This is a genomic window from Exiguobacterium sp. s128 (assembly GCF_018618815.1).
GTDB classification, from domain to species: Bacteria; Bacillota; Bacilli; order Exiguobacteriales; family Exiguobacteriaceae; genus Exiguobacterium_A; species Exiguobacterium_A antarcticum.
In genome coordinates this window covers 30526-42801 of the sequence record NZ_JACSMT010000009.1, presented here as the reverse complement: position 1 = coordinate 42801, position 12276 = coordinate 30526, and the positions used below count along the sequence as shown (strand labels likewise).

Annotated in this window: 9 protein-coding genes and 1 pseudogene; 5 read left to right on the top strand and 5 right to left on the bottom strand. The window is 49.5% G+C overall.

Going from position 1 to position 12276, the window contains the following annotated elements; translation table 11 throughout:
• Positions 1-33: 33 nt before the first annotated feature.
• On the bottom strand, positions 34-603 hold the full coding sequence (locus tag KNQ13_RS05695) for a hypothetical protein (RefSeq protein ID WP_209548167.1): 570 nt from the start codon (positions 601-603) through the stop codon (positions 34-36).
• Between the two features lie 123 nt (positions 604-726).
• Positions 727-1730 (bottom strand): annotated as a pseudogene (locus tag KNQ13_RS05690) (glycerate kinase).
• Positions 1731-1925: 195 nt separating this feature from the next.
• Between KNQ13_RS05690 and KNQ13_RS05685 the strand changes: the two are divergent.
• The 3 genes from KNQ13_RS05685 to KNQ13_RS05675 all read left to right on the top strand — a co-directional run bounded on the left by KNQ13_RS05685 (position 1926) and on the right by KNQ13_RS05675 (position 7143).
• A complete protein-coding gene (locus KNQ13_RS05685; protein WP_209548168.1) occupies positions 1926-5471 on the top strand; it encodes a CDP-glycerol glycerophosphotransferase family protein in 3546 nt (1181 codons plus the stop codon).
• Positions 5472-5827: 356 nt separating this feature from the next.
• Complete coding sequence (locus KNQ13_RS05680; RefSeq protein WP_209548169.1) at positions 5828-6517, top strand: zinc ribbon domain-containing protein; 690 nt, start codon at positions 5828-5830, stop codon at positions 6515-6517.
• The gene (locus KNQ13_RS05675) at positions 6514-7143 is read left to right on the top strand and encodes a hypothetical protein (RefSeq protein WP_209548170.1); all 630 of its coding nucleotides are present in this window, start codon (positions 6514-6516) and stop codon (positions 7141-7143) included. Before KNQ13_RS05680 ends, KNQ13_RS05675 begins: the two co-directional genes overlap by 4 nt.
• Before the next feature lie 101 nt (positions 7144-7244).
• Here the strand turns inward: KNQ13_RS05675 and KNQ13_RS05670 are convergent, their stop codons facing one another.
• Positions 7245-8153, bottom strand: coding sequence for a Gfo/Idh/MocA family protein (locus KNQ13_RS05670; protein WP_209548171.1), 909 nt, complete (start codon positions 8151-8153; stop codon positions 7245-7247).
• A gap of 159 nt (positions 8154-8312) precedes the next feature.
• Here KNQ13_RS05670 and KNQ13_RS05665 point away from each other — a divergent pair, with 159 nt between their 5' ends.
• Both KNQ13_RS05665 and KNQ13_RS05660 read left to right on the top strand, forming a co-directional pair.
• Complete coding sequence (locus KNQ13_RS05665; protein ID WP_209548172.1) at positions 8313-9566, top strand: serine hydrolase; 1254 nt, start codon at positions 8313-8315, stop codon at positions 9564-9566.
• A 154-nt stretch (positions 9567-9720) separates the two neighbouring features.
• A complete protein-coding gene (locus KNQ13_RS05660; RefSeq protein WP_209548173.1) occupies positions 9721-10332 on the top strand; it encodes an AmiS/UreI family transporter in 612 nt (203 codons plus the stop codon).
• Positions 10333-10522: 190 nt separating this feature from the next.
• Here KNQ13_RS05660 and KNQ13_RS05655 read toward each other — a convergent pair whose 3' ends face one another.
• Together KNQ13_RS05655 and KNQ13_RS05650 are read right to left on the bottom strand one after the other, a co-directional pair.
• Positions 10523-11488, bottom strand: coding sequence for an LCP family glycopolymer transferase (locus tag KNQ13_RS05655; protein ID WP_209548174.1), 966 nt, complete (start codon positions 11486-11488; stop codon positions 10523-10525).
• Between the two features lie 34 nt (positions 11489-11522).
• Positions 11523-12266 carry a hypothetical protein gene (locus tag KNQ13_RS05650; RefSeq protein WP_209548198.1) on the bottom strand — a complete coding sequence of 248 codons (744 nt, stop codon included), beginning with the start codon at positions 12264-12266 and terminating at the stop codon, positions 11523-11525.
• Positions 12267-12276 lie beyond the last annotated feature (10 nt).

The following is a 12276-nucleotide window of genomic DNA, read 5'->3' as shown; positions in this document are numbered from 1 at the left end:
AACTTTTTTGATGTCGGATTCATCCAGATCCACTCAAGCTGTTCCTGGTTCTAAGTGTCCTTTTATCATTTCTTCTGCCAATACTTTGACGTCTTCGACATCCCGCATTTCAGTGAACGGATGTCCCCAGACGTCCAGCCACTCGATTTCTTCAATCGGTTGCGTCCGGAAACGTTTTCCCGTCGGTTCAAAAGAAGCAGCCGCCGTCGATTCAAAGGCGGCATATTTTAACAACCACGGTTTGTCGAGTAATAATTTTGTCGTCTGTTTCGGCTGTTTGAACATCACGTCACCAACCAAAACGATCGGATCAAATCGTTCGTGTAACGGATGGGTATATTGCACCGAGACGATCAACGCATGGTTCGAGACCTTCTCATTTTGACGGGTGTAGGACCGTGTCAGAAAATGCGGGACAAGAGACTCTGCACTGTCCTTGGTTTGATGGATACTTAATCCATGTTCCGTTTGGACGACGTCCGGCAGAATCGGCTCGTATCCCCGATTGGCGAGTTGTTGATCGAGCTCCTTAAATAACAATAATGTATGTTCGACGAGTGCCCGCACTTGCCGAAACGAGAGTTGAATCGACTGATTGATCATGATTGTGACCTGCCTTCCAATTGATAGAGTAGTATAACTTCTTTTACCCTAAGCCGCAGTCCTTCATTCCTGTTCCCACCAACCATTCCCCTAAATTAAAGAAATTGTCTTTTGTTGTCCCGTTCATCTCGTCATGAGCCGTCGGACGATTTGTTCCGCGCGGCGCGTCAGTCGTTTTTTCGTGATGACTGGGTCAAGCGTCATTTCTTCGTCCGGGTCATGAATCGTTTCGCATATCCATGCTTGTTCCAACCGTTCGGTGACCTCTCCTGCGAGCAGGATGCACGGGACGCTCGAGCGATTTGCGAAAGCGACGACCGTTGCCGGAAGTTTTCCCATCATTGTTTGGCGATCAATCCGCCCCTCTCCTGTCCAGACATAATCCGCCTGACGGATCCGCGCTTCGACGCCAATCTGCTGTAGAATGTACGCCGCTCCTGACTCCATCGATGCCCTAGTGCGTAAGCCGCTCCACCGAGTCCCCCGGCAGCACCGGCTCCCGCCACATGTTCCACTCCAAGTTGTTGTCCGAGATGACTTAACCGGGCGTCCAGTAACTTTATCTGTTGTGCCGTCAATCCTTTTTGCGGACCAAACACGTGGGCAGACCCCGTTTTTCCGGCATACGTCGCGGTGACGTCTGCCAAGACATGTAAGCCGTCAATCACTTTCGGCAATCGGATCTGCTTCGTCTCAAGCAGCGGGTTCGTCTGCCAAGGAATCGGCCGACCGGTCTTCGTCAACAATTGAGCGCCCAGTTCAGACAACAAACCAAGCCCACCGTCCGTCGTCCCGGTGCCCCCGAGTGCAAGATACAGATCCGATACGCCGGTCGCCAAAGTCTGTTTTACTAGACGCCCGATACCCCGTGTATCCAGCAAAAGTGCAGCATCTTCCGGCCGTTTCAAGTGCAGCCCACAGATTGTCGCGGCTTCGATCACGGCGGTCTGACCTTTTTGGACATAGGTTACCCGAATCGGACGACCGGCTAAGTCTATCGTCATCGCTGTTAGTTCCCGAAATCCATTCGCGGATAACGCTGCAAGTGTCCCTTCTCCCCCATCCGCTACAGGACTCCAGTCGATTGTCGCGTCAGGGTCCACCCATACGGATAGCACGCGCTGCATCAGACGAACTCAAACAGCCTTTGAAGCTGTCGATGCAGATGAAGTGATGCATCCTGATCCCTCCCAATTCATGCGTCTCAATTTTTCCCATCCAAAAAAATTAAAATATGATATGATAATTGTCATGCACACGACACGTTTTGTCTGTTTTCGACGTCGAAAACAGACGATTTTTTCATGAGGAGGTCCTATTTTGTGAGTCTTTCAAAAACATTATTACGGATGGCACGATTCGGAAATTCCGTCTTGCCAAAACCGAAAAAAACAACTTCACGTCGCGCCAAGTTTAAACAAAGCTTGCAGCTCGACTCGACATTCCAAGAACAGACCATTACAGGTCAACTGTCTGACCCGGCGGTGACGGTCGAATCCCTACTGATTCGCGATCATCAATTAAATGAGGTCATCGAATTACTCAATATCCATACGACAGGCGGCAGTCATTTTTCATTTTCACTGACGCATGACGTGCTGCCGACTCTCGTCGACCGTGCTTTGGAAAACAAGAGTCTCACCGAGCAAGAAACGGCATCGCTTGAAGACGTAGCGGAAGACGAACTGACCGCAGTAGAAGCAGATGAGTCCGAAGATACAACGGAAATGGAATCCGATCTACCTTCCGGACGTTTTTCGTTTTGGCTCAAATTTTCGAAACGTCTAGCCGATTTCCAACCCACGACGCTCGAGAAGTGGGAAACAAACGGCTTACCGAGTCGCGCCACGATTACCGATGATCTCTTCACACGTGAAATCATCCTCGGTCGTTTTTCGGAAACACGGATTGCCGCTCCCTTAAAACCGTTAATTGATCCGGATTTCCAACATACCGCCCATCTGTATACGGATCTCAAAGGTAATCTGCGGATGTTGTTAAATACAGAGCCTAAAGTCAAACCGAAGATGCAAATCGATTTGATTGATTGTCCCGTCGCCGATCAAACGGAAATCAAAGGGAAAATCTTCACTCGGCATGCCTTCATCCAAAAAGGAACGTTACAGCTCGTTCACCGGGAAACGGGTGAGCAGATTCCCGTGCCGATCGACTGGGTCTATGACAATGTCCGCAGTGCCGACAAATTTGGTCTCTACCGGTATACGTACCGGACCGTCATCGACTGGACCCGTCTGCACCGCGAACATCAGGTCCTGCAGGAAGGAATCTATGACGCGTTTGTCGCGCTTGAGTATTATCACCGAGCTGAATCGACATTGCTTCGTCTCGGACGGGCACGTTACATCACACGTCAATTGACGCCGGAGACACGGGGTCAGGGCGAGGCGACTACGATGCATATCATCCCGTACTTCACGGTCGGTCATCGGAATCTCTCGTTTGAGATGACCGAATTCACCAATGACAATTATACGTATTTGAACCACATGATGAAATTTGCACCCCTGTATCGCCTGTTTGCCGAAAAGAATACCTGGCTCGTCGGGGAACGTCCTTACAAAGCACAAGACAATGGGTATCATTTCTTTAAATATATGCGTGAGACATACCCGGACCGTCCTGTCTATTATGTCATCGATCCCGATTCGAACGAATACAATCAAGTCGAACAACTTGGTCATGCGTTACCGTTCAAGTCCAAGGAACATATCTATCATGCCTTGATGGCGAAAAAAGTCATCGGGACACACCATGCGGAATACCTGTATCCCCTAAAATCCGAACCGTTTAAACGGAAGATGAAAGCGGATCGGATTTTCATCCAACATGGTGTCCTTGGTACCAAAAATATGGATGACCAGTACGGAAAATTTGCACCGGCCTTTGATACGGATTTATTCCTCGTCAGTTCAGAACGGGAAAAACGACTGGTGACACAAGACATGGGCTACCCGGAACGTGAAGTCCGGATTACCGGTCTGTCCCGTTTCGATGCCCTGCTCCGAAAGGACGTTGAGGTCAAACGCCAGATGTTGATCATCCCGACATGGCGTTCGTGGTTACAAACTCCACTCCAATTTTTTGAGTCGGAGTATTATCACCAGTACCAAACGCTGCTTTCAAGTGATCGACTCCACAAGTTCGCTGCAGAGCATCAACTCGAAATCGTCTTTTGTCTCCATCCGAACATGCAACAATACACGAGTCACTTTGAAAACTTACCGATCACAGTCATTCATCAAGGCGAACGCGATGTCCAAAGCTTGATGAAAGAAAGCCTGCTCCTTGTGACGGATTATTCGAGCGTCGCGTTCGATTTCAGCTTCTTGAATCGTCCGGTCCATTACTTCCAGTTCGACCCGATTCGGTTCATTGGACCAAAAGGTTCTTATCTCGATTTGGAACAGGAGTTGCCTGGTCGGATTTCATCGACGCTTGATGAACTGTTTGAAGATCTTGAGGCGACCGCCGCACGTTCATTTTTGATGGCACCTGAATATCAGGCACGTGCTGCAGCATTCTTGCAACCGGTCGAATCGTCGTACTCGGAAAAAATTCTGCAGACGATCGTCGATTATAAAAAGAAACGGAGTTGGATCGAACAGATTCAGACAGCAGAAGCGGCCAACATTCTTTTCCGCCTGTATCGTCGAAGCCGGTTCTACTTCCCATCGATGAAATTTGCATACCGGTTGATGCAACGATTGCCGGTCGACCCGAAACTCGTTGTCTTTGAGAGTGGACTCGGTAAACAATATTCCGACAGTCCACGTTATATCTATGAGGAACTGAAACGCCGGAATCTCGACTATAAAGTTGTCTGGGTCTACAACAAGCGCCTTTATCTCGGTGATCCGAACGCCAAGGTCATCAAACGGTTATCGCCCGCTTATTTCTATTATCTGGCGACGGCAAAGTTCTGGGTCAACAACCAAAACTTCCCGCATTACTTCAGACGTCGTGAAGAGACGACCTACATCCAGACCTGGCACGGAACACCGTTGAAGAAGATGTTGTTCGACTTGGATGAGATCCATGGACGGGACGAAGGCTATGTCGACCGGGTCACGAACTCGATTAACCAGTGGAGTGTCCTCTTGTCACCAAGTTCGTATGCGTCGACGATCTTCAAGAGTGCGTTCCGGTACGACGGACCGATTTTTGAATCCGGTTATCCCCGGAATGATTTGTTCTTCTCGAACAATCAGCCGAAGACCATCGAGACGATCCGGACGAAGCTGCAATTGTCGGACGATAAAAAGGTCATCTTATACGCGCCGACCTTCCGTGATCATCAGTCGCTTGGCAACGGAAAGTTCTTCTTTGATTATCCGTTTGATTTCGACCGCGTCGCGGAGGCACTCGGTGACGAATACGTCTTCCTGATTCGGACGCACGTCCTCGTGACGAAGAAGCCGAGCATTCCGGCTGAACACCGTGAGCGCTTCATCGATGTCACGAGTTATCCCGACATTCAGGAACTGTATCTGGTCACGGATCTGTTGATTACGGATTATTCGTCCGTGTTCTTTGATTTCGCCAACATGAACCGGCCAATGTTCTTTTATGCGTATGATCTTGATTTGTACCGGGATACATTACGTGGATTCTATCTTGACTACTACAAGGATTTACCGGGACCGATTCTCGAAACCGAGGACGCGTTCCTGAATGCCTTATCGGATATCCCACGCCTGACAAGCGACTATCAGTCGCAACTCGACACTTTCCGCGAAGCCTATTGCGCGATGGAAGATGGGTTGGCCGCATCACGTGTCGTCGATACGTTTTTTGCAGAGGACGCACTGGACGTAACCGAACAACCGGATGGCAGTTATTCCGTTTGAGTAGTGCCACCAACTAACATGACAGCAAAAGAGACTGACTCAAACGTCACTCTCCATACAGAAAATGAGGGTGGCAGATGACAAGTCTGCCACCCTTATCTCGTTCAAAAGGAATCACTCGCTTCACGCGAACGCCTACAGGAAAAAGCGTAAACGTACGCTGTCAGAGACATAAGCCTGAGGAAAGCGTGTGAAAAAAGAGGGACTCCTTTTTTGGCGTCACCCCGTCTGAATTCAAAGGTTATAGACAATCTGCTTTTGATTTGATTTCCAATTAATGTTATTCTGAATAAGATATTCAAAAATACGATTCATCTTCATCAATATACTCTTGAGTTCGTTAGGAGGGCTTGTCAATGGAACGTTGTTCACTTTGCGGAACCCCTTTAGAAACAGACGAGACAGCGTGTTCCTACTGCAAACACCCTGTCCTCAAAAAAACAAAAACACTGGACCCACCGAATCCCCTTGCGTCCAGTCGACGCTTGTTATCCTTCATCATCGTGTTCGTCATCGGTCTTGGATCTGTCGGCACCTGGTACGGGCTGACGCAAACGGAATCCACGCATACGACGCTTGCTCCGCCTGTTCAGGCTTCACCGATAGCAGACTGGTCCGATGACATGTCTGCCTATAACCAAACCTATTCGTCAGAAGACCCACCGGCGTCTTACGACGTCCTGAAATTTGTCCGCCAGTATACGAAAACAGTGCCGGAAACCGCCACCTATTCGAAAACAACGGATACGCTTGAGACGTTCTCGGCGATTCAATTCGCGACGCTCGAGACGTTTCATTCGGAAGTCGCCGCCTTACAGACGATTCAAGCTGCGTCTGACAGCCCGATTCCTCCCCGTCCGCACACCGTTGACTTCGAACGGTTTGTTTCAAAGGGCGCATCGTTTCAAATCAAGACGGTCGAGACGTATCAACTGACCCGATCAGCCGGTCAACATCTGGTCACGTATGATGTCCGGTACAACGTTCGGTTACATACGGATCATCTGCAAATCACACATATCGTCCGCACGGAGGTGAAGGCATGAAACAATTCGTGATCATTCTGTTTTGTGTCCTGTTGGCTGGTTGTACAGAAGTGCCGCCATCCGGCGTCCAGTCCGAACTCGAGCTCGGACAGTACACGCAAGCCGTCGATCAATCGACACGTCAAGATACGATGCACGATCCTGCCAAACTGATGGTGCAGCTTGAAACGGCATTAGCGAGCTATCACTTCAAAGAAGTCGTTAAGATTGCCCGGAAGATCGACCAACTCGCCTTGGCGCAAGACAATCCAATCCGGCTCCGGGCAAAGTCCCTTCAATTAAGCGCAGAAGCGATGTTTGTTCAACTGAAACAAGTCGAAGGCACCTATCAAATCGAACGGAGTACACTCGATACGGGTCTGAAAGAACGATCGTTTCCTGCGACCGGACAAATTGACGTCTCCTTCGCGAAACGCGATGGACTGGTTGCAACGATTGACTATCAAGACTTTGGAATGGTCGACGCGCCCCGCAATGACACGGAATCGATTCGCTTCGAACCGGATTTGTCCGCCCGCCTCGCCTTATCGGAAGGTCTTGTCAGTTACGTCTTTAACCGATCTGGTTTTACATTGACGTTCGAAGGTCCCGGCGGAAAACTTGTCTATCAATTGAAAAAAATCTAATCAGAACAAGATACAAAAAACGAACGATTCCTCTCATTTGGTCGAGAGAAACCGTTCGTTTTTTGATGTTGTCCCGGACGACATGACCGGTTCGAATATGATTACAATTCGTCCAACCGTTTGACGACTTCCGCGCAGAGTTCGTGCGTCGCCAGACTGTCTTCCCCTGTCACCGATGCCGATGGATGACCATGGACGGTCTCGATGAACGCATCGACCATCTCGACGAAACCACGTCTGCGTAATGTCGGTTCCCAGTTATCGAGCGGCAATCGAAGTGTTCCACCCTTTGTCATCTGTTCGACCGACGTGACGTCGGTTGCGACACGTTTTTCATTTGGTCCCATCACTTCGACCCGTTCTTCCGTCACCCCGTTGTTCCGATTCATGATACCGATCGCCGTGATGCCATTTGCTTCGAACTGGATCGTGACATGGTGTAATAGACCGTCCTCTTTTTTGCCGCGGACTTGCAGGTTCTCGATTTTCCCGCGTCCCGTCAAGAAACGAAGCGTATCCGCGACATGGACAAAATCGTCGAAGATAAACGTTTTGGCATCTTCGATGAAGGAAGTCCGGTTTTTTTGCATGACGATTACGTTCGGCTCTTTGACTTCAAGCAAGGCACGGTGCGCCGATGCGAACCGGCGATTAAAACCGGTAATGAAATGTAACCCTTTGGCTGCTGCTTGTTCTGTCAACGCCCGGACTTCTTCGACTTCGAGCGAAACCGGCTTATCGATGTAGACATGGATGCCGGCAGCCAGTAACTGTCCGGCTTGCTCGGCATGAACCTTTGTCGCTGAATGGATCAGCGCCACTTGAATCCCGGTTGTGATCACATCCTCAATCGAATCAAGCGTTCCGGCGAACCGATAGGCCGTCCGCAATCGCTCGGCTTTTTCCCGGTCCGTCGAAACGAGGTAAACCTCTAAATCCGTCCGCTCTGCATAAACAGGCAGATACGCTTTTTGGGCGATATCCCCTAAACCAATGACTGCAATTTTCATCTGATTTCCTCCTTGAACACGTCTTTTGCTCTCATTCCCTATGTTACCGGGTTTCATGCTTCCGGTGTAGGAAGAGTAACTTTTTTGAAAAAAAAGAGAATTTCCTTTTTTTGTTTTATGATAAGAACATATTTTGCAAAAGGAGGGAATGAGATTTTTATGAAGTCATTATTCAGGATTTGTTTGACACTCGTCCTACTTATTACATTATGTCTCCCAGCCTTACCTGCTCAAGCTGCCAGCTATCAGGTCATCGTCACATCGACGATTGGTGCGAACATTCGGACGAAGCCAAGTACGAGTTCATCCGCGACAATCACACGTCGCGCCCCGTACAAGGCCACATTTACAGCTGTTTCCTATTCAAACGGTTGGTACAAGATCAAGGACGGAAACGCCTATCGCTACCTCTCGAACCAGGTGGCGGCGAAAGTCGGGACCAGTTCCGTCAAGACCTACAAAATCATCGTCTACTCGACAGCCGGTGCCAATGTCAGAACATCACCAAGTACAGCCTCATCTAAAAACATCAAACGGCTTGCTACATACAAGTCTACATTCAACGCCGTTTCTTATTCGAATGGCTGGTACAAGGTCAAAGGGACCGTGAATTATTATTATGTCTCCGACCAGGTCGCCAGAAAACTGACAACCAGCTCACCTGCGCCATCAAGTGGCAGCTATCCGGTTGCTTCGATGCGCTATTTCAAGCTTGGATCATCCGGCTATGAACTGACGAAAGAAAGTTTTGCCCGCCGATACCCGGCGAGTACGACGAAATTATTGACGGCCCTTGTCGCCTATGACGCGGCTGCCCAAAAAGGGACACTCGATCAGACATTCACACTGACATATTCGATGTTGTCCGTTCCTGCCGACAGCAGTTCCGCTGGTTTCCGGTCGGGTGACAAAGTCACGATGCGCCAACTCTTGAACGGGATGCTGATCCGGTCCGGCAATGACGCGGCGAAAGCGATCGCGGTCCGGACAGCCGGTTCGGAATCGAACTTCGTTTCCATGATGAACAGTCGGGCGAAAGCGATTGGCATGTCCGCCAGTCATTTCATGAATCCACATGGTTTTTATCATTCAAGCCACTATACGACAGCAGCTGATATGCAGAAGCTTGCCAATACGTATGCCAAGTACAGTTACTTGATGACGGTCAGCGGACGTAAATCGTACCAGACCGCCGTTAAAGGACCGTATGCACGGACGTTGACGTGGTACCATACGAACACGTCACTTCCGGGAGACACGCGTGTCTACGCCAGCAAGACGGGGTATACACCGGAATCAGCCTATACACGTGTCTTCTTCATCAAAAAAGGCTCGACGCGTTACGGTCTTGTCACGTTAAAAGGAACGCTCCCCCAAACGGAGACGACGTTACGCTCCGTCCTCAATCGTTAAGAATAGACTCTTGGATTCGCTTTCTTCTGAAAGGGACATCAAGAGTCTTTTTTCGGCTTGATTTCCCCATCGAAAATTTACTTGCATTGGAAGCGAATTCATCATATGGTTAAGCTAACAATCAGACGTCTGACGTCTTAATGGAGGAATTCATGTGGGAAATGTAAGTTTATTATTCGGGGGCGTTGCGCTCTTTCTAAATAGTCTGTCGTTGTTCGGCAAAGTCAATTTGAAGAGTGCCGGTCTATTCAGTTTGTTGACCGGGTTGTTGCAGACCTTCATCGCGACATGGCTCGTCATCGGAGCAGCCGGTGATCCGGCGTTGACGTTCGGTTATGCCAGTATCTACTTGTTTGCCTTTACGTATCTGTATGTCGGGATCACGTTTTTATTTGGACTCGATGGCAGTGGCGTCGGCTGGTTTTCGTTGTTCGTCGCCATCGCTGCCCTCTTCTATGCCGGAGTCAGCTTCAGTACAGGTGACTGGATCGGTGGCGCCACATGGGTCTTCTGGTTCATCCTGTGGGGGCTGTTCTTCCTCGGTATGGGATTAAACCTCAACATCGATGCCTTGACGGCACGTGTCGCCATCGTACTCAGCTGGCTGACGTTGATCGTGCCCGCTCTCGTCGGTCTCCGGTTCGGTACGACGGGTGTGAATTATCAACTCGTCTGGAGTGCAGCTGCCATCATGACGGTTTTGTATTTCATCTATGCGACCGTTAAGTTCCTGCCCGTCCGCACGATTGTCCGCTCAAAAAACTAAAAACAGACCGTTCAGGTTCACTTAAGCATCGGTTTTATACAAAGCAGGGAGGCGGATATCAAAATCCGTCTCCCTGCTTTCATTTCAAAACAATCATTTGATGCACGAGACTCCTACATGAAAAAGCACGTAAAAGAAAGAGTAATCCCTTTTGATTCAGCTCCGATTGGTTTACGAAAAGTGTTCGTCATTAAAGCTCGTTCTGTAACGTCGTCCGGACCTGTTTCAGAGACGTTGGTGTCGGATGCCAGTAATAAATCTTATCTGATTCAATCCCCCCGCTTCCTTCAAGCGATAACGTTTCGACATTTTTTAAACTGGCGCGGTAATCCGTCGCGAGTTTCCGGACGACCTGAAACGGGATGTCCGTCTTGACGTTTTTACCAAGAACACTCAAGACGTCGTTGAAACGGATCAATGAAAAGTCAGCCGTCAATTTATCAGCGACGGCTTGGACGACTTGCCGCTGACGGATCTGCCGCCCAAAGTCGCCTCGCGGATCGTCATAACGCATCCGCGCATAAGCGAGTGCTTCTTTCCCGTCTAACGCCAACTTCCCTTTTGGAAACTGCATCTCGTAATAGGAGAAATTGATATCATTTTCGACCGTCACTCCGTCGACTGCGTCCACTAAGTCTGTGAAGCCCTCGAGATTGATTTCTGCAAAGTAGTCGATTCGCAGATCCAGTAAGTGTTCGACGGTCTCACGTGCCATCTCTGGTCCACCAAACGCATAGGCGTGATTGATCTTATCCGTTGAACCGTTGCCGATGATCTCCGTCTTCAAGTCCCTCGGGATGCTGAGCATCTTGCTTGAACCCGTTTCCGGATTGACCGTCACGACGATGATCGTGTCACTCCGGCCTGCTTCGTTACCGCGTTGGTCGACACCCAGCAATAAAAACGATAATGCTTTCGATTCGGTTGGTTTGTCTGACTTCTCATCCGTATCCGGTTGGTCCGTATCCGGTTGGTCCGTATCCGATTGGTCCGTATCCGATTGGCCCGATGCTGCCGTTTCCACGCTCGCTTGAACCGGTTCATCCACTTCCTCGACCGTCTGACTGTCCTGATGATAGACGTACCCACCTGATCCGAAAAAAACGAGCAACCCGATACCAAACAGCGTTAAGATCAGCCACTTCCATTTTCTCATGTTGATTTCCCCTTCTCTTTCGGATCAAGTCGATTTACGATTGCCGTTGGTTCGAGACGATCATCACGGCGTTACTCCAACTGCCGAATAAGGCTGTGATGACACCAATACTCGGCGTATCCCGTCCCACACTGAATTGTTGATAATGGGCAATCGTCAAACCGTCCAGTTCATCTGCCGCTTCGGTCAGGATGCGAAGTACTTCTTCTTCCGTCCAACGTTTGCGGGGTTGTTCAATACCGATGATTTCTAACGCATTACTCCAGGATCCGTACCGTCTAGCGATGGTCGCGACAGTCGGTCGGTTTTTTCCAACTGCCCATTTCATATAGGTCTGACTTGTCAAAACAGGTAAGAGTTCTTGCGCTTCGAGTAACGATTCGATGATCCGGCGTTCCATCTCTTGCACCCGTTCCTTTAGGATTTCTGCTTCCGATAATGCCTGCTGCCACGAGTTGAATTGATGGACGATATCGGTCAAGCTCGGCGCCTGATGTTGCTGGGCCCATTCACGGTACGTCGCACTCGTGAAGGGTTCCAGTTCCTCCTTCGCAGCGCGTAAGGCCTCGATGATATCCGATTTAGTAAAGGCTACCCGAACGTGACCGATTCCGGCTCGCTCGAGAGCAATTTGCCAAGATCCGAATAAAATCAGGATTTCTGCGACGCTTGGGTACTGTGTATTCAGTTGCCAGCGAAAGTAGGTATTTGCCGTCAGTTCATTTTTCCCGTTCGCAGCGAGACGGAGTGCTTCAATCGCTTCCTCCAAATCGATCATCACGATGTCT

Excerpts from the sequence above, each read along its gene's own strand:
- KNQ13_RS05695 (WP_209548167.1), bottom strand. The coding sequence starts at position 603 with ATGATCAATCAGTCGATTCAACTCTCGTTTCGGCAAGTGCGGGCACTC.
- KNQ13_RS05680 (WP_209548169.1), top strand. The coding sequence starts at position 5,828 with ATGGAACGTTGTTCACTTTGCGGAACCCCTTTAGAAACAGACGAGACA.
- KNQ13_RS05675 (WP_209548170.1), top strand. The coding sequence starts at position 6,514 with ATGAAACAATTCGTGATCATTCTGTTTTGTGTCCTGTTGGCTGGTTGT.
- KNQ13_RS05670 (WP_209548171.1), bottom strand. The coding sequence starts at position 8,153 with ATGAAAATTGCAGTCATTGGTTTAGGGGATATCGCCCAAAAAGCGTAT.
- KNQ13_RS05665 (WP_209548172.1), top strand. The coding sequence starts at position 8,313 with ATGAAGTCATTATTCAGGATTTGTTTGACACTCGTCCTACTTATTACA.
- KNQ13_RS05655 (WP_209548174.1), bottom strand. The coding sequence starts at position 11,488 with ATGAGAAAATGGAAGTGGCTGATCTTAACGCTGTTTGGTATCGGGTTG.
- KNQ13_RS05650 (WP_209548198.1), bottom strand. The coding sequence starts at position 12,266 with ATGATCGATTTGGAGGAAGCGATTGAAGCACTCCGTCTCGCTGCGAAC.